Annotated in this window: 26 protein-coding genes, 1 tRNA gene and 1 other RNA gene; 18 read left to right on the forward strand and 10 right to left on the reverse strand. The window is 38.0% G+C overall.

All coding sequences use genetic code 11. From position 1 onward, the window contains the following. Positions 1-539: 539 nt before the first annotated feature. Together HNR27_RS15175 and HNR27_RS15180 are read right to left on the reverse strand one after the other, a co-directional pair. Positions 540-1223, reverse strand: coding sequence for a deoxynucleoside kinase (locus tag HNR27_RS15175; protein WP_212921666.1), 684 nt, complete (start codon positions 1221-1223; stop codon positions 540-542). A 41-nt stretch (positions 1224-1264) separates the two neighbouring features. Then, complete coding sequence (locus HNR27_RS15180) at positions 1265-1909, reverse strand: deoxynucleoside kinase (RefSeq protein WP_212921665.1); 645 nt, start codon at positions 1907-1909, stop codon at positions 1265-1267. Between the two features lie 188 nt (positions 1910-2097). Here HNR27_RS15180 and HNR27_RS15185 point away from each other — a divergent pair. Next, positions 2098-2170 (forward strand) — tRNA-Arg (locus tag HNR27_RS15185). Between the two features lie 809 nt (positions 2171-2979). Here the strand turns inward: HNR27_RS15185 and HNR27_RS15190 are convergent. The 6 genes from HNR27_RS15190 to HNR27_RS15215 form a co-directional block, all read right to left on the reverse strand. Continuing rightward, positions 2980-3459 (reverse strand): hypothetical protein, encoded by a 480-nt coding sequence (locus HNR27_RS15190; protein WP_429340383.1) that lies wholly within the window; start codon positions 3457-3459, stop codon positions 2980-2982. A 26-nt stretch (positions 3460-3485) separates the two neighbouring features. Then, complete coding sequence (locus HNR27_RS15195) at positions 3486-4958, reverse strand: hypothetical protein (RefSeq protein WP_429340384.1); 1473 nt, start codon at positions 4956-4958, stop codon at positions 3486-3488. Between the two features lie 73 nt (positions 4959-5031). Then, positions 5032-5385 (reverse strand): hypothetical protein, encoded by a 354-nt coding sequence (locus tag HNR27_RS15200; protein WP_212921664.1) that lies wholly within the window; start codon positions 5383-5385, stop codon positions 5032-5034. Beyond that, positions 5369-6058 (reverse strand): ABC transporter ATP-binding protein, encoded by a 690-nt coding sequence (locus HNR27_RS15205; protein WP_429340385.1) that lies wholly within the window; start codon positions 6056-6058, stop codon positions 5369-5371. The genes HNR27_RS15200 and HNR27_RS15205 overlap by 17 nt, the downstream gene beginning before the upstream one ends. A 216-nt stretch (positions 6059-6274) precedes the next feature. Beyond that, on the reverse strand, positions 6275-7348 hold the full coding sequence (locus tag HNR27_RS15210; protein WP_429340386.1) for a sensor histidine kinase: 1074 nt from the start codon (positions 7346-7348) through the stop codon (positions 6275-6277). Next, positions 7345-8055: a response regulator transcription factor gene (locus HNR27_RS15215; RefSeq protein ID WP_429340387.1), complete on the reverse strand. Its 711-nt coding sequence runs from the start codon at positions 8053-8055 to the stop codon at positions 7345-7347. Before HNR27_RS15215 ends, HNR27_RS15210 begins: the two co-directional genes overlap by 4 nt. A gap of 467 nt (positions 8056-8522) precedes the next feature. Between HNR27_RS15215 and HNR27_RS15220 the strand changes: the two genes are divergently transcribed. From HNR27_RS15220 to acsA, 3 genes are all read left to right on the forward strand, one after another. Then, positions 8523-8711, forward strand: a complete 189-nt coding sequence (locus HNR27_RS15220; RefSeq protein ID WP_429340388.1) for a hypothetical protein — start codon at positions 8523-8525, stop codon at positions 8709-8711. Then, positions 8708-9178, forward strand: coding sequence for a hypothetical protein (locus tag HNR27_RS15225; protein WP_429340389.1), 471 nt, complete (start codon positions 8708-8710; stop codon positions 9176-9178). Before HNR27_RS15220 ends, HNR27_RS15225 begins: the two co-directional genes overlap by 4 nt. Positions 9179-9374: 196 nt before the next feature. Continuing rightward, entirely contained in the window at positions 9375-11090 is a 1716-nt protein-coding gene (acsA, locus tag HNR27_RS15230) for an acetate--CoA ligase (protein WP_429340390.1), read from the forward strand. Between the two features lie 754 nt (positions 11091-11844). Here acsA and HNR27_RS15235 read toward each other — a convergent pair. Beyond that, positions 11845-13134 carry a glycoside hydrolase family 18 protein gene (locus HNR27_RS15235; protein WP_429340391.1) on the reverse strand — a complete coding sequence of 430 codons (1290 nt, stop codon included), beginning with the start codon at positions 13132-13134 and terminating at the stop codon, positions 11845-11847. 350 nt (positions 13135-13484) lie between these two features. Beyond that, positions 13485-13637, reverse strand: coding sequence for a hypothetical protein (locus tag HNR27_RS15240; protein ID WP_429340392.1), 153 nt, complete (start codon positions 13635-13637; stop codon positions 13485-13487). A 158-nt stretch (positions 13638-13795) separates the two neighbouring features. Between HNR27_RS15240 and tadA the strand changes: the two genes are divergently transcribed. From tadA to HNR27_RS15310, 14 genes are all read left to right on the forward strand, one after another. Beyond that, positions 13796-14257, forward strand: a complete 462-nt coding sequence (tadA, locus tag HNR27_RS15245; RefSeq protein ID WP_429340393.1) for a tRNA adenosine(34) deaminase TadA — start codon at positions 13796-13798, stop codon at positions 14255-14257. A gap of 66 nt (positions 14258-14323) precedes the next feature. After that, an RNA gene (gene ffs, locus HNR27_RS15250) (signal recognition particle sRNA large type) lies at positions 14324-14589 on the forward strand. Positions 14590-14785: 196 nt separating this feature from the next. Beyond that, entirely contained in the window at positions 14786-16471 is a 1686-nt protein-coding gene (gene dnaX / locus HNR27_RS15255) for a DNA polymerase III subunit gamma/tau (protein ID WP_429340394.1), read from the forward strand. Between the two features lie 28 nt (positions 16472-16499). Further along, the gene (locus HNR27_RS15260) at positions 16500-16820 is read left to right on the forward strand and encodes a YbaB/EbfC family nucleoid-associated protein (protein ID WP_212921656.1); all 321 of its coding nucleotides are present in this window, start codon (positions 16500-16502) and stop codon (positions 16818-16820) included. A 78-nt stretch (positions 16821-16898) separates the two neighbouring features. Continuing rightward, complete coding sequence (gene recR / locus HNR27_RS15265) at positions 16899-17495, forward strand: recombination mediator RecR (RefSeq protein WP_212921655.1); 597 nt, start codon at positions 16899-16901, stop codon at positions 17493-17495. Positions 17496-17510: 15 nt separating this feature from the next. Next, entirely contained in the window at positions 17511-17735 is a 225-nt protein-coding gene (locus tag HNR27_RS15270; protein WP_429340395.1) for a YaaL family protein, read from the forward strand. Positions 17736-17867: 132 nt separating this feature from the next. Beyond that, positions 17868-18134: a pro-sigmaK processing inhibitor BofA family protein gene (locus HNR27_RS15275; protein ID WP_212921653.1), complete on the forward strand. Its 267-nt coding sequence runs from the start codon at positions 17868-17870 to the stop codon at positions 18132-18134. A gap of 75 nt (positions 18135-18209) precedes the next feature. After that, complete coding sequence (locus tag HNR27_RS15280) at positions 18210-18404, forward strand: sigma factor G inhibitor Gin (protein ID WP_212921652.1); 195 nt, start codon at positions 18210-18212, stop codon at positions 18402-18404. 90 nt (positions 18405-18494) lie between these two features. Further along, positions 18495-19907 (forward strand): aminotransferase class I/II-fold pyridoxal phosphate-dependent enzyme, encoded by a 1413-nt coding sequence (locus HNR27_RS15285; protein ID WP_429340396.1) that lies wholly within the window; start codon positions 18495-18497, stop codon positions 19905-19907. Positions 19908-19927: 20 nt separating this feature from the next. After that, entirely contained in the window at positions 19928-20563 is a 636-nt protein-coding gene (gene tmk / locus HNR27_RS15290) for a dTMP kinase (RefSeq protein WP_429340397.1), read from the forward strand. 15 nt (positions 20564-20578) lie between these two features. Then, complete coding sequence (locus HNR27_RS15295) at positions 20579-20908, forward strand: cyclic-di-AMP receptor (protein WP_212921649.1); 330 nt, start codon at positions 20579-20581, stop codon at positions 20906-20908. Positions 20909-20941: 33 nt separating this feature from the next. Beyond that, positions 20942-21382: a YaaR family protein gene (locus HNR27_RS15300; protein ID WP_212921648.1), complete on the forward strand. Its 441-nt coding sequence runs from the start codon at positions 20942-20944 to the stop codon at positions 21380-21382. Positions 21383-21417: 35 nt separating this feature from the next. Further along, positions 21418-22404, forward strand: a complete 987-nt coding sequence (gene holB / locus HNR27_RS15305; RefSeq protein WP_429340398.1) for a DNA polymerase III subunit delta' — start codon at positions 21418-21420, stop codon at positions 22402-22404. Between the two features lie 4 nt (positions 22405-22408). Continuing rightward, entirely contained in the window at positions 22409-23236 is an 828-nt protein-coding gene (locus tag HNR27_RS15310) for a PSP1 domain-containing protein (protein ID WP_212921646.1), read from the forward strand. Positions 23237-23238 lie beyond the last annotated feature (2 nt).

Genomic DNA, 23238 nt, shown 5'->3' on the forward strand with positions numbered 1-23238 from the left:
GGATAGGATTGCAGAGTGAAATGAATCATAGAGGTGTTCTAAGCGTCATTTTGGGCTGGAATGTGGAATGAAATGAAGCATAGCGGTGTTCTAGGCATCATTTTGGATAGGATTGCAGAGTGAAATGAAGCATAGAGGTGCTGTAAACGTCATTTTGGATTGGAATGTGGAGTGGAATGAATCATAGAGGTGTTCTAAACGTCATTTTGAACTGGAATGTGGAATGAAATGAATCATAGAGGTGTTCTAGGCGTCATTTTGAACTGGAATGTGGAATGAAATGAAGCATAGCGGTGTTCTAGGCGTCATTTTGAATTAAATTGCAGAATGAAATGAAGCATAGAGGTGTTCTAAGCATCATTTTGGCTAGGATGCTCAGTTTGAAATGAAGTATAGAGCATAATGACATTCAATCATAAATAGTGAACTGTGAATCTTTATATAAAAGGCTTTTCGTCAGGTATTAATTTATCAATATTCACCTTTAAATAGAGCTAAAATAAAAAGATGATATACCGAAATGATATATCATCTTTTTATTATTTTATTAGTTCTCTCGTTTCCCAGCGTCTGGACTGCTGAATGAAGTGTCCAATTTTTTGTAAGATCGGTTCAATGGATGTTTCCTCGTCCATAAGATCATAATCGGAGATGTTAATTCTTAGGATAGGGCATGCATTAAAGTTATTAATCCAGTTTTCGTAGCGTTTAAACATTTCTTCCCAATAGGAAATTGGTGTGCTTTTTTCCATTTCACGGCCACGTTCTTGAATCCGTTTGAGTACTTCTTCAAATGAACCCTCTAAGTAAATTAGTAAATCAGGATGTGGAAAATAAGGTGTCATGACCATCGATTCAAATAAACTTGTATAGGTTTCGTAATCGGTAGGTGACATGGTGCCTTTTTCATAATGCATTTTTGCAAAAATACCGGTATCTTCATAAATAGATCGGTCTTGAATAAATCCGCCACCATATTCGAAAATTCTCTTCTGTTCTTTGAATCGCTCTGCTAGGAAGTAAATTTGCAAATGAAAGCTCCAGCGCTCAAAATCTGCATAGAATTTTTCAAGATATGGGTTTGTATCCACCTTTTCAAAGGAGGTCTTAAAATTTAAAGCATCTGCTAATGCTTTCGTCATGGTTGATTTACCAACCCCAACAGTACCAGCAATTGTGATAACAGCATCATTAGGAATATTATATTTTTCTCGTAAATTCATCCTTAATCTCCTTTAAGAGTTAGTTACTTATAAGAACAGTACTATTTAGATATGGTAGTAAAATGATTTAGCTGGTTCTGAACCTGTGAAATAATAGCATCTAAATCATTTTGATACTTCACAAAATCTATTTCATCCCCATTAATACGAATTACTGGTATTTCCGGGTGCATAATTTCAAATTCATTCATATATGATTCATAATCTTGAGCGAGCTGAGCTAAGTATGATGGTTTTATATTTTGCTCAATTTCCCTACCCCGCATCTTGATCCGTTTTAAAATGGTATCAAGACTGGCATGTAAATATATCATCATATTTGGTACAGGCATATCTTGTGTTAAAATGTGATAAATTTGTTCATATTTATCAAACTTATCTTTTTGAAGTGTACGTCTTGCGAAAATCATATTTTTAGAAATATGATAATCAGAGATCACAGCCTTATTTTGTTTTAAATATTTCTTTTCTATATCCTCCAGCTGCTTGAATCGATTACATAGAAAAAACATCTCTGTTTGAAAGCTCCACTCGTCAATGTCATCATAGAACTTCCCAAGAAATGGGTTCTCCTCTACAATTTCTCGTAATAAATGAAAATTAAAATGATCTGATAGCTTATTTGCTAATGATGTTTTACCAATCCCAATTGGTCCTTCAATGGCGATAAATGGCACCTCAGCCATCCTAGTTCCCCCAATCAAAATACTACTTACAGCATATAATATCTTATCATTTTATCATAATCGACAAAAGTCTTCTATATCGTATTGAAAAGGCCAGGCAGTAATATTTGGTATTCATTCTAGAGAATATTTTATTTTTGAATTTATTTTACAGGTTCTGTATAATAACTTATGTCCTTTTATTTTACGCCTTCGTAGCTCAGGGGATAGAGCATCGGTTTCCTAAACCGTGTGTCGCAGGTTCGAATCCTGCCGAGGGCATTGTGAAGACCTTGCTGTGGCAAGGTTTTTTGTTTTGTTTTGTAAATGAAAATTAGACTTTCTATTAATCGGGGAAAATTATTACTTTAAAAGTTATTGAGACACTTAGAATTCATTTTGTTTATAAGTATAAAAAGACCATTTTCTCCTTTACAAGAGGATTATCTGTAGATTTGCATCTATAAAAAGAAAAACACGTCCTGTTATACGTGTTAATCTTACTAATATATTATATTTATCTTTCTTTAAGTCTAACAGAAAAAGAGAACAAAACGAAGACGAGCCCAATTATCAAGAAAAACCACACATAAAAGTTATCAAAAATCCCAGGCATAGCAGGTTCTATTGGAAACTCACTTTTCCCCTCATCAAAACTATAAATCGCAAACACCAAAATTGATAAAACCTTTCGAAGGTGAACAAAATCCCACTAATAGCTAGCATATCAATTCCAGAGAAAAAAATAGACTTCTTCATGTTTACTAGCCACTCCCTTTATTTTTCGGACAAAAATCTTTTATTTTACTTTTAATTCGTTTAACATAATCTAATTCCTCTTGAAGTTCAAAAATACGAATAGGACGTATATATTCCTTGCTTTTCATAACTTTTCCTAAATGTTTTATATTTAGCCCATTTTCATAAAGGAGATGCCCTAACAGATAATTACTACTTATTTTTATGCAGTGGTTAATCCCTTTTTCGGATAGACCAATAGGTTCTATGGCTTTTCCTTCTAAAGTAGAGCATGAAAAGTGATGATAGTGTTTCCTAAGTAAGGAAATACACGGAGATTATGCTCATTTCAATCAAATCCTCCGCTTACTGACTCCATGGAAACACCATTGGACGGCAAACAGATGGGACAGTAGAACAAGAAGCAATCCATATGCTGTAGTCATAAGAAGAACTCCTATTGCGTCAGGTTTTTGTAGGGCGACGACGATCATTACGAGTATTATCCCCGCAAGCAGTTCCTTGATCACGCGACTTTGTAGGATTCGCATCCACGACTGTCCTGCCAACCGCAATGGGAAGTCACGCTTCGCCTGTAATGTTGCAGTGATCAATGCACGGATTGCAGTAGCAACACTGAAAGCAACCGCCAGTACAAGCAGAGAAAGGAACTGTAACCACACAAGGTATGCGGCAAACTGTGCATGTAGTATTCCCTCTTCAGCAATATAAACAACCTCTAGTTCTCCTTTAATGCCGCGATTGCGTAGCGACTGAGCATCAAGGCTGTGTCGTTCTAATAAATGTTTCGTAGCTGTTACACCAGTGAACATTATGTTGTTACTCGAGATCATGGATGTTAAGGTAGAATCATTAAAGGTTTCATACAGCGAGGGAACGACAGCGAATAGGACATCATCTCCAAAGTAGAGACTTCCCCCCCTCCCCCTTGTGCCACTGGAAGTTGGGAATCCTTGACTGGTTGGAAGAATATTAGTTGTTCCAATAGATTCTTGGGATGACCTTCTCTCGATAAAATATTAATCTGTTCTTGGACTTCATGAACAAGATCTTCTGAAATGTTGTGGTGCGAAATAGGCTCTACAATCTGTTGTTGCTCACCTAAAGTGATTAAGTCAAGCCAACGCTGGTTTACGAAAGAGACGGCGGAGTACTCACCGAAATCAACGGATGGCCACATTTCCTTCGTGAAAGTATAAGAAAGTGCCACTGATTGAATAGATTCCGCATCCTTTACCATGTTGCCAATCATTGCTTCCGTGTGATCCATTTCGTCATTGTCTGTTGCGAACACAATCGATACTTGGTCTGCAAGTCTCTTCCACTGTGCCATTTCAGCCGCCTTAGCAGATGAGTGTTGATATGCAGACCAAGCAGGGGCCACCGTAGCTACCACTAATACGAATGTTAGAGCCTGGATCAGAATCGCCATCGAACGGAGGCTTTTTACAGTTGGTTGTCTAGTAGCGAGCATGGCAGCACTTGGCCATGTAGATGCAGACATAATAAATGCAACAAATAGGGAAATGGCAATAACTATGACTTGCAGACTAATCAGTACTTTGAGGAAGACGCTAACGTACATCCAGCCATGAAAAACACCCACATAGCCTGCTGCTACTATAGCTACAGTCCCAGCCGAAATAAATAATGCCCCACCAAACGCTGTAAGGTCCTGCATCAGAATTCGTTTAGTTGGAGACCCACCCAGAACCCGAAGTGCACGTCCTCGCGCCCTCACTGATAGCCAAAACAGTGCTAGTGATGAAATCAGCACAAGCGAGGCAAGAATTACGGTTGTAAATCCCTTTTCCTGAACCACGAATACAAGACTATCCAAGATTGAGGCATCCCTGCGGCTAACATCTACACCCGCATCCCTCAGAGTGTCCTCAAGTTCACCCAAACGATCTGTACTGCCAGTCACGAGATATAACCCATCAGGGTAGGAATTGGCAAGCTGATCTTTGCCAACAATTTGACCTGTATCGTTACCGTTGAACCAAGTAAACGCATCAGGCAAAGTTCCATCGTTAAGCATTGCAAAAATCTTGCCATCTCCCTCCTTGGCCAGATCTGGGGCAACCTTGACTAGTCCAAGCTTTAGCCGTGTATCGAGTTCTTCTAGCTTTGAAAATGCTTCAGAGATAGAGAAACTTGATTCCTTGAAGCTAATAGTTAGCCTACTGTCGCTCCCAATAGCTTGTGGAAATTCTCGATCATATAGGTCGGTAATGATTGCGGCCAGCAGTGCAAGTAAAGTAAACAGCGCTGCCGAAACGGCTACTATGATACGTTTGTACATATTCATCTCTCTTTCCCCCTTTTCTTTTTCCATGCGAGAGAAAATGTTTAAGGTTAAGGCTAACTAGTTGAAGCTAGGGTTAGCGTTTCTCCAAAAGAACCGGAGCCCCAAATCCTTCACTGGTGGAGAACAGTTTGTCTATGGCATCACGCTCTGATTTTGAATTGTAGCTAACCAAGACGAGTCCCCGTTCCGGATTATTTGGACAAGGCTTACCCAATTCTACTTTAATCCCATCTCCTAGATTTTCTATTTCTTTGGCGAGCTTTTCGTGATTGTCCAAAGCAGCCATTACCTCTGCAACGGTCGGCAGTTGGTCACATGGCGGATGCGTGTCCTTTGGCGCTACCGGTATCCAACCGTTAAGAAAAGAAAAGGATCCTACTACCAGTACTAAACCAATACCGATAATAATTTTAGAAGTTGTTTTCATAATTATCCTCCTTGTCTTCTTTAATGAAACGAGCTTTGGAACCGACCTGATGTAAGACATTGCACGCATCAATCATCTCGGAATCATGTGTTGACACAATGACTGTCCGACCACGCAGAGCGAAGTCCGTAAGCAGTTTGATGACCATCCGCCGATTACCGGCATCAAGCGAAGCAGTTGGCTCATCAACAAAAAGGACATCAGCATCCTTGTAAATAGCACGGGCCAGGGCAAGCCGCTGCTTCTCGCCTCCACTTAGATGTCCGGCCAACTCATTTTCTCTACCTGTAAGACCCGTTTCTTCAAGTGATTGTATCAACTGTTCTTTATTTCCAGAGACACGCCTTCCAATGATGCTCGCTTGCATAGTGACATTGAAGGCAACTGACTCCTCATCCATAATGCCATAATCCTGAAGTACGAAGGCCGCATGATCTCGCCAAAATCGACGTCGTGCGGTGGTGCTATACCTTGTGACATCGTTCCCGTTAATTCGTATGCTGCCCTTATCTACTGGGAGCAATAATCCTAGGGAGTGTAGGAGTGTAGTTTTTCCCGACCCACTCGCACCCACGAGGGCAGTCATGGTACCGGGCTTACAATGAACCGACTCACCATCAAGTACAAGGCGCCCACCAATTGCTACTGAAATATCTTGAGCTTCAATTAACATTTGCACCACCTATCAAATTCGACATCAATTGCTAGCATAGTAGACATTACTTTGACCGTTTGATTCAAGTCGTTCTTTTTTTGACTAAATAAGGATTTCTTCATTTGGTTCATTCCTTTCAACTCAGTAATGGATGGTTCGTCACGAATAATTCGTTTCTATACGTAATATAGAACAAAAAAATAAACACCATTGAAATGGTGTCTTAACAGAATCTTAATTTTTGAAAGGAAATGATATCTTTATCCTCGTTCCTTTATTGCGCTCACTTTCGACTTTAATATGCCCTCCTTGTTTTTCAATAAACTGTTTAGCAATGGACATTCCCAACCCTGACCCGAGATGGGACTTGTCTGTCGTTGTCCCTCGGTAATATTGATTAAATAATTGTTGGATTGTTTTATCATCCATACCGATGCCATCGTCTTTAATTTCTATTAAAGTTGATCCTTCTAATTTTTCTATCGAGACAGTAATCGTTGTTTCACGGGGATTATGATAAATAGCATTCATAATGAAATTTTCTAATGCTCTTTTTAATAATGTCTGATCAATAGATAATAAAATATCGTCTTCATCCTTAACATTTAAATGAATAGGATAGTCAATAGCCATTGGGTACTGACGAAGATCGTCCAAGACATTTTTTATAAAAGTAGCTAGATTGATAGTACGAAAATCTAATGGGATTTGCATTTTATCAAACTCATACATAACACTTAAATCATCAATTAACTGTTCCATATATAATGATTTTTCTTCAATAATTTTAGCAAAATCCTTCATTTCTTCTTCACTCCATTTATGCTCGGAGCGGAGCATGGCTGCATAACCTTTAATGTAGGATAACGGCGTTTTTAAGTCATGTGTCACTCCAGAGGTCCAGTTCTTCCTTGTTTCCTCAAGCTCTTGTCGTTCTTTCTCTGCTGCATTGAGTTGTTGTGTTAGACCATCGAGCTTTGATGTAAGTTCCAAAAATGGACGAAACCTTATCTTGTTTAAAGAAAAATTCTTAATCGTATCAGGCTTTTTAAAGATCCCAAGGGATAATTGATCAATCCAGCGTATAAAAAAGAAAAGAGGCTTTCTGATTTGACGGTCGATAATCAGACCGATCAGAATAAGTATTCCAATCAATAGTATTGGGAATAAAATATATGTCACCAATCCATTCATTCCTAAAGGGATATTCAATAGTGAAAGGACTGAAAAACCGGTAATAAAAAAAATAACACCAGTGGTTAAAAAAATGATAATTAATATCAATGAAATCTTGGTTTCTAATTTCATTGGAGACTCCTTTGATTTTCATTACTTAGCATGTAGCCCAATCCTCTCACATTTTTTAAATACTCTGGATTTTTAGGATCCTGTTCGATTTTTTGGCGTAGGCGACTAATATGGACCATGACCGTATTTTCTTTCCCCACTATACTATAATCTCCCCAAACTCTTTCATATAAATGGTCTACACTAAAAACTTGATTGGGATGTTGGCACATAAATTTTAGTAAATGGAACTCCTTAGCTGGGCAATTTACCTCTTTTCCTTCCACAATCAACCTTGCTTGGTCATAATGTAACACGAAACGCTCTGTTTCAAATAGCTGAGGCATCTCTTTTATTGCTTTCCTTTGACGATGTAGAATGGCTTTAATTCGGGCAGCTACTTCGAGGGGATTAAAAGGTTTTGTTATATAGTCATCGCCACCCATAGAAAAGCCGGTTAATTTGTCAATATCTGTCGTTCGCGCTGTCAAAAAGATAATGGGTACATCTGATATTTCTCTAATATGTTGACACAAATCAAAACCGTTTGTATCTGGCAGCATGACATCGAGCAATATCAGATCAATCTTTTTCTCCTGTACCGTTCTCAATGCTTCAGCACCGGACTCAGCCTGGTATATCTCTTGAAATCCTTCCTTATCTAACAACCGTTTTAGCATTTTAATTAGTCCTACTTCGTCTTCAATAATGAGTATACGTTCGTTCACTTTTTCCCTCCTCGACTGTAGATATCATATACCAAACATATAACAACTAGAAAACACAGTATTAAATATCTCTGACTTATCTGTTTTGAAATCCTTCTTACAAAGAGATACTTTTCACATCTCTCTTTCATCTATTAATTTAGGTTAATCATTTTGTCAATAGATACCTCGTTTATTACTTATTGTATCAGTCCATTTAAGAACTAACAAAAAATGGGTTAGGCTTTTTCTCTACACGATAAGAATACTGTTTAAATCCTGTCCATAAAGAAGAGAATTGTTCATTTTAATCCTTCCGTTTAACCGTGTATCATAGATTCGAATGCAGCCGAGAGTACATTATAATTCTATAAGATTAGTTAACGATTCAAAATCTTTTATACCCTCACAAATAATTGTTGTATACTAAAAGCACCGGAGTGGTTCAAATTCGGTGCTTTTTATTATGGAAAAATTGAGGTGTGTAAATGACAATAGCAATCATTTGTTTAATCGTTTTTGCGATTCTTGTATTCCTAGTATCGTTTAGAGTTAAAAAGTTTGATGCAGAAGCAAGCTATGAAGAATTAAGTACGAATCAAACCGTAGAATTTTATAAAATAAATAAACGGCTAAAGGCTTTGGAAGAAGAATTATTAGTGGAGTATGAAGAATGAGAGATTTATTACGTGGTATCTCCATAGGCGTTTTATTTGCTACAGGAATACTAGCATATGCCTATTACACAAATTCCCCAAAGACTAATGTAGTAGAAAAGGAATACACAATAGAAGATGCAATCACTTATTTACAAAAGCAAGATTATGAGGTTATTAAAAAAGAAAATAAGGTAGAGTCCAATACACCGGATGAATCGGCTAAATCAGGGGAAAGTCAAGAGGACAATAAACAAACTGGAAACAACCAAAAAGAGACCATAAAAGAATATAAACTCGTTATTGAAAAAGGAATGATTTCACAAGAAGTAGCTGACATTCTTTATAAATATGGCATTGTTGATGATGCCGAAGCCTTTAATGATTATTTAGGGGAACATAATTTTCAAACAATCATCCGTCCCGGTACATATTTGCTAAATTCACAGATGAGCTATCAACAAATTGCTATTTTAATAATCAATTAAATGGAAACCGTAATACACCTCTTTAGTATTTTACTAGAGAGGATTTTTTTGTTAAATAAAGCTAATTGATAAAACATTCTATTAAATTAGTAATAAACTCTTTTAAATTGTCATAAAATGTTTTAAAATAATACTTAAATATTTCACAATTAAGAAATGTAATCGGTTTCAAAATCTTGATGTATGAGGTGATACGATGGACATGCAACGAATTCCAGCAAGAAAAGGGAATCACAATTTACAACAGTATGAGGAAATGCGGGCTAGCTTTAAGTGGGAGGATATTCATCAAAAATTTTCCTGGAATGAAACGGGAAAGGTAAACATTGCCTATGAAGCTATTGATCGTCATGCGGAAAATCCGTTAAAAAAGGATCAAATTGCTCTATTATACTCTGCACCTGGAAGAGAAGAAACACTGACTTTTGAGGAAATTAGTAAACAAAGTAATCAATTTGCTAATGTATTGAAAACGTATGGAGTGGATAAGGGAGACCGCGTTTTTTTATTTATGCCAAGAAGTCCAGAGTTTTATGTTACCTTCTTCGGTATATTAAAAACTGGTGCCATTGCAGGTCCATTGTTTGAAGCATTTATGGAGCAAGCAGTACGTGATCGCTTGCAGGATAGTGAAGCTAGAATGCTTATCACCACTCCAGAATTATTAGAACGCGTTCCACAAGATGAATTACCTAATTTAGAGAAAATTGTACTGGTTGGTGGGAATCTAGAGGATTCCGGTAAATATATTGATTTTACAAAGGAAATGGCTGAAGCAAGTGATGCCTTTGATATCGAATGGGTTGACTTAGAGGATGGTATGCTTCTCCACTACACCTCTGGCTCCACAGGTAAGCCTAAGGGTGTGTACCATGTCCATAATGCCATGATCCAACATTATGCAACGGGTGAATGGGTCCTTGATTTAAAAGAGGATGATATCTATTGGTGTACTGCTGACCCAGGCTGGGTGACTGGAACAAGCTATGGAATTTTTGCTCCGTGGCTACATGGTGTAACCAATGTCATTCGGGGTGGTCGCTTCACACCAGAGGATTGGTATGAAACCTTAGCAAAAAATAAGGTAACGGTTTGGTATACTGCACCAACCGCATTACGGATGCTAGTGAGTGCAGGAGAGGACCTAGTGAAAACGTTCGACCTATCTTCACTTCGTCATATTATGAGTGTTGGTGAACCATTAAATCCGGAGGTCATTACATGGGGATTAAAGGCATTTAATCTACGAATTCACGACACATGGTGGATGACTGAAACAGGCGCTCAGTTAATTGTCAACCTACCGTCAGAGGAAATCCGTCCAGGTTCTATGGGTAAACCAATACCAGGTATTGAAGCAACGATTGTCGATAATGAAGGAAATGAAATCCCACCGAACCAAATGGGAAATCTTGCAATTAAAGCAGGCTGGCCATCTATGATGCGTCAGATTTGGAATAACCCAGGTAAATATGAAAGTTATTTTATCAATGGGTGGTATGTTTCTGGTGACAGTGCCTACCGCGATGAAGACGGTTATTTCTGGTTCCAAGGCCGCTTAGATGATGTCATCAATACATCTGGAGAACGCGTGGGTCCATTTGAGGTCGAGAGTAAATTAATCGAACACCCTGCAGTTGCAGAAGCGGGTGTCATTGGTAAACCAGATCCACAGCGCGGAGAAATCATCAAGGCATTTATTACCTTGAATCCTGGCTACGAGGAATCATCAGAGCTACTGGAAGACATACGAAAATTCGTTAAAACAGAGTTAGCCGCACACGCTGCACCACGTGAAATAGAGGTGCGTGACTCAATTCCAAAAACAAGAAGCGGAAAAATCATGCGTCGCCTATTAAAATCTTGGGAGCTTGGACTACCAACTGGCGACACCTCAACATTAGAAGAATAATAAGCCCCCCTCCAGTGTTGTGTGAGTGCTGGAGGGGGATTTTTAATAAAGAACTTTACTTGCGTATTCTTTGATGAGTAAAACTGCTTTGATAGACGAGTTCCTCATATAGTTCATGCTTCTGTAGTCAATCGAACATGCTCTATTTGACAAGTAACCTGTTGACAAGTAACCTGGAAATTGGTCCTTCATCGTACAATAGAGCCACTCTAATAGGCAGCTAACTCGAAATCCAATCCCCTCAGTCTAATAGAATTGCTCTAATAGACAGTTAACGTGGGAATCATGCATTTTAGTCTAATAGAATGGTTCTAATAGACAGTTAATGCAGAAATTAGGTACTTTCAGTCTAATAGAACCAATCTAATAGACAGTTCACGCAGAAATCATGCATTTTAGTCCAATAGAACCACTCTAATAGACAGTTAATGCAGAAATTAGGCACTTTCAGTCCAATAGAACGGTTCTAATAGACAGTTAATGCAGAAATTAGGCACTTTCAGTCCAATAGAACCACTCTAATAGACAGTTCACGCAGAAATCATGCATTTTAGTCTAATAGAACTGCTCTAATAGACAGTTAATGCGGAAATTAGGTACTTTCAGTCTAATAGCACCACCCTAATAGCCAGCTAACCCAAAATCCAAGCCCTTATAGTCCAATAGCTCCCTTCCATACGCCCCCTTAGCTCAAAAAAATCATTCAAAGCGTCAAATATAACATATTGAATCCAAAGCCAAACCCAAAGCCAACTCATCCAAACTTCACAATATTAAAGTTATCCCTCAGCAACAACCAATTCTGCGGGAAGGATAGTCCTAGCTTCCAATAACTGATTCCACGAAGATTTTTTTCTTTAATTAAATCAAACTTTGCCTGGATCGAGCGGGCATCTTCAAACCAGACCTCATGCTCCTTACCTTGAGCATCCCAGTAGCGGAAAAATGGTGCTTGTGCAGTTGTATCATATTGGATTGCTGCATTATGTTCTCTGGCAAGTGCTATTGCCTGTTGTGGACTTACTGCCTTTGCAAATGGTCCTCCTTGAACAAAAGGTAATGTCCAATCATAACCGTATAAATTTTGACCTAATAAAATTTTATTGGCAGGGATTTCTGTCAGAGCATATTCCACTACTCGTCGTACTTGATCAATTGGTGACACAGCCATAGGAGGTCCACCACTATATCCCCATTCATATGTCATTAATACAACTAAATCAACTATTTCACCATGTGTACGATAGTCGTGAGCTTCATACAATACACCCTGCTGTGTAGCACTTATTTTTGGAGCGAGGGCTGTTGACAGGAGTAATCCTTCCTGTGACAGTCGATCTTTTGCCTTTCGTAAAAAGGTGTTATATGCATCTCGATCTTCTGGTGGTAAAAACTCAAAATCAAAGTGAACGTCGGTAAAACCAACTTGCTGTGCTGTGTTGATTATATTATCCAGCAATTTATTTTGTACGGCCTGAACGGTTAAGATGATATGTCCAAGCTCCGTACTAAAAGCTCCCTCTTCAAGGGTGGTAACTACTAGCATTAAATTAGCGTTATTGGCATTGGCAATTTCCTTGAAGTTATTAAGTGGTGGGGCTGTTAAACTTCCATCTCGATTCACTTGGTAACTAAATGGAGCAAGATAGGATAAATATGGAGCGGTATCTCTAGTGGCATTTTCTAGGGTTTGGGAAACAGTGCCTCCCGTAGGCTCTACATAAGCATTAACGAGGATATCTCGTTTTGGTTGTTGTGGAATATATAATCGAAATCCAGTTTGAAGTGTTGCATTAACAGAAATATTATTAATCCTAGCTAACTCCTGATAGCTAATTCCAAATCGTTGTGCAATCGAAAATAACGTATCACCGGGCCGAACAAAATAAAACTGTCCTACAATTGGTATCACTAATGCTTGCCCTACCACCAATTGACTAGGGGCATCTAGCTCATTTGCATTTGTAAGAGCATCTATGGTTGTGCCATATCTATTGGCAATAGAAAATAAAGAATCACCCTGTACGACAACGTGGATTTGCATAAATTCCCTCCTTAAATTCCTTCAGATTACCTGAACACTTGATGTCTCTATATAAAAACTTTATGAAAGGGGGCATGTACGTTATGTCTAGTTTGGGTCAATTGTTGCTATCATCTAAGGGTGGAGTAGATAAGTACATACCAACTAGCTTCCCTCTTCTCTTAAGGCCGTACAGTTTTTTAGGATATGCATCGTAATTTCACACATACACATCCTTTGCAGTCAATAAAACACAACTATCCCCTGAAAACCCAGCAGATAATGTGTATTACTTCTAGATTGTGTAAAGGGATTATTAAAGGAATTTGAAAAGAAGCAGAATGCTATGGTTTAATGAGAAAGTAGTCATCTTATATGGTTCTTAGCTTTTCCACCATATGATTATTATCATTAATAATGATTGGGGTCAGATCAAAGTCGGTAATCATCATTCCTATACTTATTGTGTTTATTAACAATAAGAAACTTGATGATAGTAAATAAATCTCTTCCGTATGTGCCAATAACTATCCCCTTCATAAAATTAAAATCATTAATTAAAACAAAACAACTGTTTTATCTCTTATACGATGATCCACCTAAGATAACCCCAAAGAAGGCTTATAAATCGTGAATCGTATTAAAAAATAGAAAATCCCAAAGTTAAAGTGAGCTGGAAAAAATGAACGATGCGTATTATATGCAATTGGCAATTAATGAGGCTGAAAAGGCATCCCAAAGGAATGAAGTTCCAATCGGTGCCATTATTGTTTTACAGGATGAAGTGATAGCTACTGGATTCAATATCCGTGAAACCTCGCAGGAAACATTATCCCATGCGGAATTGATTGCTATTCGTGAAGCAAATAAAAAAGTAGGAAGCTGGAGATTAGAGGATTGTACCTTATATGTGACACTAGAACCTTGTCCGATGTGTGCAGGAGCTATCGTTCAATCAAGAATAAAACGAGTCGTATTTGGTGCCTCTGATCCAAAGGCAGGATGTGCGGGAACCCTTATGAACTTGTTGGATGAAAAACGATTTAATCATCAGGTGGCGGTTACAAAAGGTGTATTAGAGGAAAAGTGTAGTTCATTACTTTCGAATTTTTTTAAGGAGCTACGAACGAGAAAAAAACAGTAGATCTTCCAAAATATCTCACCGTCATGCTCTTTGATTTTTTTCATCATCGTGTTATAATGAGTATTACCGTGCTAAGCGGGGAGGTAGCGGTGCCCTGTACTCGCAATCCGCTATAGCGAGGCCGAATTCCCATCACGAGGTGGGTGACCGTGTGGTCTGCCTCAAGGAATTGGTGTTGACGTTTAGGTCCTGCGCAATAGAAACCCACGAACCCTGTCAGGTCCGGAAGGAAGCAGCAGTAAGTGGTCATTTCTGTGTGCCGCAGGGTCACCTAAACCGAGCCATGAACTTGAGTAACGCATGGGGTTACTTCATCGACGGTGGGTGCACGGCATACATAATAGCGATAAACCTCTTGTGTCCTACAAGAGGTTTTGTTGTACCTCGTCCTATAACCTCCATACAATTCATCTTCTTTTCATTCGTATGGAACTATTCATCATTCTTTTCATTCTTTTTTTCATTATCATTCACATTAACCTGTAAAATCGGTATAATTAAATAGATATTAAAGAGGGGAATTCCATTATGAGCTATCAAGCATTGTATCGCGTATGGCGTCCGCAAACTTTTCAGGATGTAGTAGGACAAAGTCATATTACTCGAACATTACAAAATGCCATTGTCCAACAAAAATTTTCACATGCTTATTTATTTTCTGGTCCCCGAGGAACAGGGAAAACGAGTGCTGCCAAAATTTTTGCCAAGACAATTAATTGTGAGCATGCTCCTGTAAAAGAACCATGTAATGAATGTGCAGCTTGCCGTGGTATACAGGATGGTACGATATCAGATGTTATTGAAATAGATGCTGCTTCTAATACAAGTGTAGATGACATTCGTGAGATTCGTGATAATGTCAAATATGCATCCAGTGCTGTACCCTATAAGGTGTATATTATTGACGAGGTGCATATGATTTCTGTTAATGCATTTAATGCATTATTAAAGACATTGGAAGAGCCACCAAAGCATGTTGTTTTTATTTTGGCAACAACAGAACCGCATAAGATTCCACTTACCATTATTTCTCGCTGTCAGCGCTTTGATTTTAAGCCAATAACCAATCAAGCGATTGTGGAGCGTATGCAGACCATTGTCGATGCGGAAAACGTAGAGGTAGCAAAAGAGGCACTTGATGCTGTAGCTCTTGCCGCTGATGGTGGAATGCGGGATGCGCTTAGTATTTTAGATCAAGCAATTTCCTACAGTGAGGACGGAGTGAAATTAGAGGATGTTCTTGCGGTTACTGGTGGAGTATCTCAGAAAATATTAACTAATATTGTTTCTGCTATGTACCAGAAGGATGTACAATTGGCCTTGAAAATGCTCGATGAGCTGATTCAAAATGGAAAAGATCCAGCACGATTTGTTTATGATATCATTTATTTCTTACGTGATTTATTGCTCTATCGAAGTGCACCTCAATTAGAGGGAGTTTTGGAACGAGCAATGATTGATGAGGATTTTCAAAAAGTAGCAGAGCAAGTAACTGACAAATGGATTCAGTCTGCTATCTTAGAATTAAACCAATGTCAGCAAGAAATGAAATGGTCAAATAATCCAAAGGTATTCATTGAAATTGCGATTATAACCATTTCTAATCAATATCAAGCACAAGCTGAAAGCACAAATGCTGTTTCTTCAGAAGCAGTTATGCAGCTCACCCAAAAGCTAGCACAGCTTGAAAAAGAAATTACGAATTTAAAACAAGCTCCAGTACAAACTGATGCTGTACCGCAGCCTGAAAGAAGGAAGCAACAACCAAGTAAATCAAAGAATACCTATAAGATACCTTATGAGCGTATTCGAAATGTGCTAAAGGAAGCACAAAAGCCAGCACTTAAAGAGGTGCAAGCACAGTGGGCTGCCTTTTTAGGAAAGTTAAAAACAACTAGTGCACCAGCACATGCTACGATACAGGATTCAAAGCCTGCCGCTGCATCGGATAATGCTTTAGTTGTTGCATTTAAATATGAGATACACTGTTCACTTTTCTTAGAAAATCGTGAGCTTGTCGAGTCTGTATTAACTAGCGTATTAAATAAATCGTTAACGATTATTCCAATTCCGAACCAGGATTGGCAGGAATTGCGTAATGAATATTTGAAGAATCAAGAGCCATCAAATACCGAAGAGCAAAATACCGGTGATCCAATAGTGGAGGAAGCGAGAAAGCTTTTTGGAGATGACTTGATCGAAATACATGATTAATTAGTTGAACTAAAAGGAGGCGTTTTCCATGAAAGGTATGGGAAATATGGGTAATATGATGAAGCAAATGCAAAAAATGCAGAAGAAAATGATGCAGGCTCAGGATGAACTATTTGAAATGGAATTTGAAGCATCAGCTGGCGGTGGGATGGTAACCGTGAAAGCAAATGGTAAAAAGGAAATTACCGATGTTGTAATTAAAGAAGAAGTTGTTGATCCAGATGATATTGAAATGCTACAGGATTTAATTATAGCTGCAACCAATGATGTACTAAAGCAAATTGATGAGAAGACTAATGAGACAATGGGTCAGTTTACCAAAGGATTGAATGTTCCAGGTCTTTTCTAGGAGCAATGATGTTTAGCTTTAGGTGCAGTCCGTAGTTACTATGCGGTTGGCCCTTTAGCTTTTCTAGGAGGAAACACCATGTATTATCCAGAACCGATTTCGAAGCTGATTGATAGCTTTACAAAATTGCCAGGTATTGGGCCTAAGACGGCTGTTCGTCTGGCTTTTTTTGTGTTAAATATGAAAGATAATGATGTACTTGAGTTTGCTAATTCACTCGTTAATGCAAAACGTGAACTGACACATTGCTCCGTTTGTGGCCATATTACAGATCAGGATCCTTGTGCGATTTGTTCTGATCCGTCAAGGGATAATTCAGTAATTTGTGTTGTACAGGATCCAAAGGATGTCATTGCTATGGAGAAAATGAAGGAATACCGTGGAAAATATCATGTGCTCCATGGTGCCATTTCACCGATGGATGGAATTGGTCCTGAAGACATAAATGTTCCAGATTTGTTAAATCGTTTAAAGGACGAACAAGTGAATGAAATAATTTTAGCAACAAACCCTAATATTGAGGGAGAAGCAACTGCAATGTATATTTCGCGATTAGTAAAACCATCTGGTATCAAAACAACGAGAATTGCACATGGATTACCAGTTGGTGGCGATTTAGAATATGCAGATGAAGTCACATTATCAAAAGCATTAGAGGGTAGGAGAGAACTGTAAGGTAAGGTGACACTTGTGGGAAGAAAAAAAAGAAAACAAAAGCGAGAGGTCGATGAGCTGCTACTTGAAGCTATTTTTTCCATCGAACGGGAATGGAAACAAATAAAATCCTTAATAAATCAATCGATTGAACCAACGTTTGAGGGAAGAAGTAGTGAAAAGATTGCTCAATCCAAGTATTTATTTTTACTTCGGGAAGCAAAGCACCGGAAGATTAGTGCGGTGCGATATAGTAAATAGCTTTAAAAAACACTTACAAAAATTTTTTGTGGGTGTTTTTATTTTGTAATGAATAGAATTATAATAACTGTTCTTTTTTCTTTCTCAACTTCATATTTACTTATTAGGGACAAGTAAAAGGAGTTGATGAAGATGGAGCCTAAAGTTGTGATATCCATCATGGTTGCTGTTATTGTTCTATTGCTTTTCGTTGGGACATCCTTTAAGCCACTTCGATTTTTAGCAACTGGTACCGTTAAATTAGGGATTGGAATATTGTTTTTATTCTTTTTTAATGTGCTTGGTGGCTCGTTTGGATTACATATTCCAATAAATATTTTTACTGCAGTTGTATCAGGTTTTTTAGGGTTATTTGGAATAGCCTCACTTGCTGCCATTCATATGATCATTCTTCCGTAATATTTTCATGAGATTGCTAGTATAGCTTCTGTTAAACATGGACAAACTAGTATTAGTTTAACGGAGGTGGGGAAAATGGAAGAAAGATTGGTAGAGTTCGTGAATTGCGGGATTTGTGAGGAAAAGAAACATCAAGGAATCCATATATACAATATGTTTATTTGTACAGAGTGCGAGTATAATATCATTCATACCGAGCCTCGTGAGGAAAAATATAATTATTATTTAAAAAAGCTAAAAAATATTAATAGACCCTCAATACTTTCATAGATTTTTTTGGAAATAGCCTTTGTACTAGGATTACAAAGGCTATTTTTGTTGGTATGATAAGAATAATAGTTTTTCAGGAGGAACATGAGAATGAACCATCAGGAAATGCCACTGTTCTATCAGCTAGTACAGTTCGCGGAAAAAAAACCATTCTCCTTTCATGTACCAGGACATAAGAATGGGACGGTTTTTTTAGAAGAAGCGAGGGAATATTTTAAGGCTATTTTACCGTTGGATGTTACTGAATTAACAGGGTTAGATGATTTACATGCAGCACAGGGTGTGATCTTCGAAGCGGAGAAATTGGCAGCGGAATACTTTAAAGCAGATTACACATTTTTCCTGGTTGGGGGTAGTACGGCTGGTAATTTGGCAATGATTTTATCAACCTGCGCACCAGGAGATAAAATTATTGTGCAGCGGAACTGCCATAAATCCATTATGAATGGTCTGGAGCTGAGTGGTGCAAAGCCAATTTTTATTCGTCCAGAATATGACAAGTCTGTCTGTCGTTATACCGCACCAGATTATTCTACGGTGGAGAATGCACTACATGAAAATCCCGATGCAAAGGGACTAGTATTAACGTATCCTGACTATTTTGGTCATACATATGCATTAAAGCATATGATTGATTTAGCCCACCGATACCAAATTCCTGTCTTAGTAGATGAAGCGCATGGTGTTCATTTTAGCCTTGGTGATCCTTTTCCTATTTCTGCTGTGGAGCTTGGGGCGGATTTAGTGGTTCAATCGGCACATAAGATGGCACCTGCAATGACGATGGCTTCATTTTTACATATGAAATCAGATTTACTATCAAGGGATCGTGTACAGCATTATTTACAAATGCTTCAGTCAAGTAGTCCATCCTATCCATTAATGGCCTCACTTGATATAGCAAGAGCCTATCTAGCTTCACTATCAAAGGAAAAAATAAATACGATATTAACTAGTGCTCATCGGTTAAGGCAACTATTTAGCCAAGGAAAGGATTGGGATGTGTTGCCCAGTCATGATCCATTGAAAATAACGCTACAGGTTCAGGAAGGCTTATCTGGCTATGAAATAGCACATGAATTTGAAAAGCATCTACTATACCCAGAGCTAGCAACAGATAAGCAAGTTTTATTTATACACGGACTAGAAGAATTCCGGGATTTTAATCGTGTGGAAAACATCGTGAAAAACATGAACGAACAATATAAATATAAGACAAATCATGCTACAATAGAGATAGGAACATTATTTAAAGAACCAATACAAGAACTAGCTGTTTCCTATCATGAGATGTTTAAGTTAGCTAAGAAGAAAGCTAAACTAGAGGAGACAGTAGGATACATTGCTGCAGAAGCAGTAATTCCATATCCCCCAGGAATACCTGTGATTTTAAAGGGGGAGCGAATTACAGAAGAACAAATTCGCCTAATTCGGCATTTAATACAACAAGGAGCAACATTTCAACACCACGATATCGAACAAGGCATCGAAGTTTTTGAATGAGCTAAAGGAGAAGACAAAAGGTGAGTGGTTATTTTATAACATTTGAAGGTGTGGAGGGTGCTGGAAAAACGTCAATCCTTCATTCTGTGGGAACGAAGCTACAAGAATTAGGATACGATGTGGTCACAACAAGAGAGCCTGGCGGAATTGATATAGCGGAGAAGATTCGCGATATTATTTTAAATCCAACCCACACGGCAATGGATGGGCGAACAGAGGCATTATTATATGCAGCTGCTAGAAGACAGCATCTAGTGGAAAAGGTTTTACCATTGCTTGAAAAAGGGAAAGTAATATTATGTGACAGATTTATTGATAGTAGCCTTGCCTATCAAGGGTATGCAAGAGATCTAGGGATGGATGAAGTGTTTACCATCAATCAATTTGCCATCCAGAATGCGATGCCAGATCTAACCTTACTTTTTGATATTGAACCAAAAAAAGGGCTAGAGCGCATAGCGGCAAACAAGGATCGAGAACGTAATCGATTAGATTTAGAAAAAATTGCTTTCCACGAAAAAGTGTACGAAGCCTATCAGATACTAGTTAAGCAATTTCCAGAACGTATTAAGGTAATTAATGCAGACCAAACTAAGGAAAAGGTAGAAAGTGACAGCTTATCATTAATAACCCATTTTTTAAATACAATCAATTAAAGGAGAGGGTTTTTTATGAAACTAGTAATGGCGGTAATTCAGGATAAGGATTCCAATCGTTTAACAGATGCACTAGGAAAGAGCAATTACCAATCTACAAAGCTTGCAACAACCGGTGGTTTTTTGAAGGAAGGAAATACGACGTTAATTATTGGCTGTGAGGATGAGTATGTAGATGATGTGCTTCAAATCATCAAGGAAAATTGCTCACACCGCGAACAAATGGTAGCACCAATTTCACCAATGGGCGGAAATGCGGATTCTTATATTCCAAGACCAGTTAAGGTTGAAGTTGGCGGTGCAACAGTATTTGTGTTACCAATTGAATCTTTTTTTCAGTTTTAAATTAAGGTAAAAAAGTCAAAGGAGGGCTGAACAGTGAAAATAAGTCAGGAAATGTTAAAGCAGGTGGATACATCACAAAAGAATGTTCGTACAACCAAAAATAACCAGCTATCGTTTGAGTCCATTGTTCAGTCCCAAACCCAAAAGCTACAACAAAATGAATTACAAAGGCTAATGAATGATATAACTGTGCAAGGTGATCGATTGGCTCGGTTTCGAGCGTTTAAGGATTTAGTGAAATTTAAACGATTAATTAAACGATTTTTAGAGGAAGCTGTAACGAATGGACTGGATATCGAAAAGTCTTTGAGCTTTAGTTATACAGGCAGTAGCCGAAATCTAACACTCGTTAAACAAATAGATGAGAAGTTAATGGAATTAACAGAAGAAATTATGAATCAAGAAAAAAAATCAGTAGACCTACTAGGGTTAATAGGTGAAATTAAGGGTTTACTGATTAATATATATACGTAATAGTTGGACAAGCTGTTTAAGGTGGATTGAAATCTATGAAATCGTGGTCTGACGTGGCTGAGATACAGCCTTTGGCTAGTAAAATAATAACGAATAGTATTCAAAAGGACCGCATATCTCATGCTTATTTAATTCAGGGTGCTCGAGGGACAGGAAAAGAAGCAATTGCTACACTAATTGCCAAGGTATTGTTCTGTGAGAATAAATCTGGTGTTAATCCTTGTTTAATTTGCAATGCGTGTAAACGAATAGATTCTAGAAATCATCCTGATGTTCATTGGATTGAGCCAGAAGGACAATCCATTAAGATAGAACAAATTAAAAATCTACAAAAGGAATTCACATATTCAGGTCTTGAATCGGAACAAAAGGCTTATATTATAAAGGGTGCAGATACATTAACAACAAATGCTGCAAACCGTATTTTAAAGTTCTTGGAGGAGCCGAACAAAAAGACGACTGCCATCATGCTAACGGAAAATAGTCAAGCAATCTTGCCGACTATTCGCTCAAGATGTCAGGTTATTGATTTGCAGCCTTTAAATCCGTATCATTTAAAGCAAAGATTACTAGATACAGGATTAAGTGAGGCAAATGCTAAATTAATGAGTGCACTAACCAATAATTTGGATGAGGCAATCTCGTTAAGTCAAGATGAGTGGTTTGCCGAAGCACGAAAATTAGTGGTACAATTAGTAGAAACATTTACAGATAATTCAAATGATGTATATTTATTTATACATAATCATTGGATGCAGCATTTTAAGGAACGAATTCAACTAGAGCAAGGATTGGATTTATTGCTTTTAGCGTTTAAGGATATTCTTTATTTTCAAATTGGAATCGAAAATGCTTCTGTTTTCTTTCACCAAAATGAACGCCTTGAGCAAATGGGTATGTCCTTTTCACAGGAAAAACTGATTGCCATCCTCCATGATTTGCTAAAGGCAAAACAAAAATTGAAGCAAAATGTTCATCCAACACTTGTGATGGAACAGGTTACACTTCAAATACAGAGGTGATGATATGATAGGAGTAATAGGCGTCCGCTTTAAAAAAGCGGGTAAAATATATTATTTTGACCCTGCCGGCTTTGATATTGAGAATGATAGTTATGTGATTGTCGAAACGGTACGAGGAATCGAATTTGGTAAAGTAGTAATTGCCAAGAAGGAAGTCGATGAGGAGGATGTTGTTCTCCCTCTTAAAAAGGTTCTCCGTGTTGCTAATGACAAGGATAAATTAACGGTTATGGAGAACAAGGAATATGCAGACCAGGCATTCCGAGCTTGCACGGATAAAATTGAAGAGCATGGCCTAGATATGAATTTGGTTGATGTCGAATATACCTTCGACCGAAATAAAATTATCTTTTATTTTACAGCAGATGGTCGTGTAGATTTTCGTGAGCTTGTTAAGGACTTAGCTGCAATGTTTAAAACAAGAATAGAATTAAGGCAAATTGGTGTTCGTGACGAAGCCAAAATGCTAGGTGGAATTGGTCCCTGTGGTAGAATGCTATGCTGTTCTACATTTTTAGGAGATTTCGAGCCAGTTTCTATTAAAATGGCGAAGGATCAAAACCTTTCTCTTAATCCAGCAAAAATATCTGGATTATGTGGCAGGTTAATGTGTTGTCTAAAATACGAGAACGATGAATATGAGGCAGCTAAGAGAGAACTACCTGATTTAGGTGAGCATGTGAAAACACCTCACGGGGAGGGTCATGTTGTCGGTTTAAATATTCTGGATCGTGTCATTCAAATAGAAATCCCGGAAATTGAACGAACTATTGAATATACCTTGGATGAACTCATCGAAGAAGGAATTGTTACAGCTCAGGGCCAAGAATAACG

This window comes from Ornithinibacillus bavariensis (assembly GCF_050433565.1).
GTDB classification, from domain to species: Bacteria; Bacillota; Bacilli; order Bacillales; family Amphibacillaceae; genus Ornithinibacillus; species Ornithinibacillus bavariensis.

What these genes read in the sequence shown, in the direction of transcription:
- HNR27_RS15220 (WP_429340388.1), top strand. Translation starts at nt 8,523, where the DNA reads ATGACAATAGCAATCATTTGTTTAATCGTTTTTGCGATTCTTGTATTC.
- HNR27_RS15195 (WP_429340384.1), bottom strand. Translation starts at nt 4,958, where the DNA reads ATGAATATGTACAAACGTATCATAGTAGCCGTTTCGGCAGCGCTGTTT.
- HNR27_RS15285 (WP_429340396.1), top strand. Translation starts at nt 18,495, where the DNA reads ATGAACCATCAGGAAATGCCACTGTTCTATCAGCTAGTACAGTTCGCG.
- HNR27_RS15175 (WP_212921666.1), bottom strand. Translation starts at nt 1,223, where the DNA reads ATGAATTTACGAGAAAAATATAATATTCCTAATGATGCTGTTATCACA.
- HNR27_RS15200 (WP_212921664.1), bottom strand. Translation starts at nt 5,385, where the DNA reads ATGAAAACAACTTCTAAAATTATTATCGGTATTGGTTTAGTACTGGTA.
- HNR27_RS15225 (WP_429340389.1), top strand. Translation starts at nt 8,708, where the DNA reads ATGAGAGATTTATTACGTGGTATCTCCATAGGCGTTTTATTTGCTACA.
- HNR27_RS15210 (WP_429340386.1), bottom strand. Translation starts at nt 7,348, where the DNA reads ATGAAATTAGAAACCAAGATTTCATTGATATTAATTATCATTTTTTTA.
- HNR27_RS15280 (WP_212921652.1), top strand. Translation starts at nt 18,210, where the DNA reads ATGGAAGAAAGATTGGTAGAGTTCGTGAATTGCGGGATTTGTGAGGAA.
- HNR27_RS15310 (WP_212921646.1), top strand. Translation starts at nt 22,409, where the DNA reads ATGATAGGAGTAATAGGCGTCCGCTTTAAAAAAGCGGGTAAAATATAT.
- HNR27_RS15235 (WP_429340391.1), bottom strand. Translation starts at nt 13,134, where the DNA reads ATGCAAATCCACGTTGTCGTACAGGGTGATTCTTTATTTTCTATTGCC.
- tadA (WP_429340393.1), top strand. Translation starts at nt 13,796, where the DNA reads ATGAACGATGCGTATTATATGCAATTGGCAATTAATGAGGCTGAAAAG.
- HNR27_RS15275 (WP_212921653.1), top strand. Translation starts at nt 17,868, where the DNA reads ATGGAGCCTAAAGTTGTGATATCCATCATGGTTGCTGTTATTGTTCTA.
- HNR27_RS15190 (WP_429340383.1), bottom strand. Translation starts at nt 3,459, where the DNA reads ATGTTCACTGGTGTAACAGCTACGAAACATTTATTAGAACGACACAGC.
- HNR27_RS15260 (WP_212921656.1), top strand. Translation starts at nt 16,500, where the DNA reads ATGAAAGGTATGGGAAATATGGGTAATATGATGAAGCAAATGCAAAAA.
- recR (WP_212921655.1), top strand. Translation starts at nt 16,899, where the DNA reads ATGTATTATCCAGAACCGATTTCGAAGCTGATTGATAGCTTTACAAAA.
- HNR27_RS15295 (WP_212921649.1), top strand. Translation starts at nt 20,579, where the DNA reads ATGAAACTAGTAATGGCGGTAATTCAGGATAAGGATTCCAATCGTTTA.
- holB (WP_429340398.1), top strand. Translation starts at nt 21,418, where the DNA reads ATGAAATCGTGGTCTGACGTGGCTGAGATACAGCCTTTGGCTAGTAAA.
- HNR27_RS15205 (WP_429340385.1), bottom strand. Translation starts at nt 6,058, where the DNA reads ATGTTAATTGAAGCTCAAGATATTTCAGTAGCAATTGGTGGGCGCCTT.
- acsA (WP_429340390.1), top strand. Translation starts at nt 9,375, where the DNA reads ATGGACATGCAACGAATTCCAGCAAGAAAAGGGAATCACAATTTACAA.
- dnaX (WP_429340394.1), top strand. Translation starts at nt 14,786, where the DNA reads ATGAGCTATCAAGCATTGTATCGCGTATGGCGTCCGCAAACTTTTCAG.
- HNR27_RS15180 (WP_212921665.1), bottom strand. Translation starts at nt 1,909, where the DNA reads ATGGCTGAGGTGCCATTTATCGCCATTGAAGGACCAATTGGGATTGGT.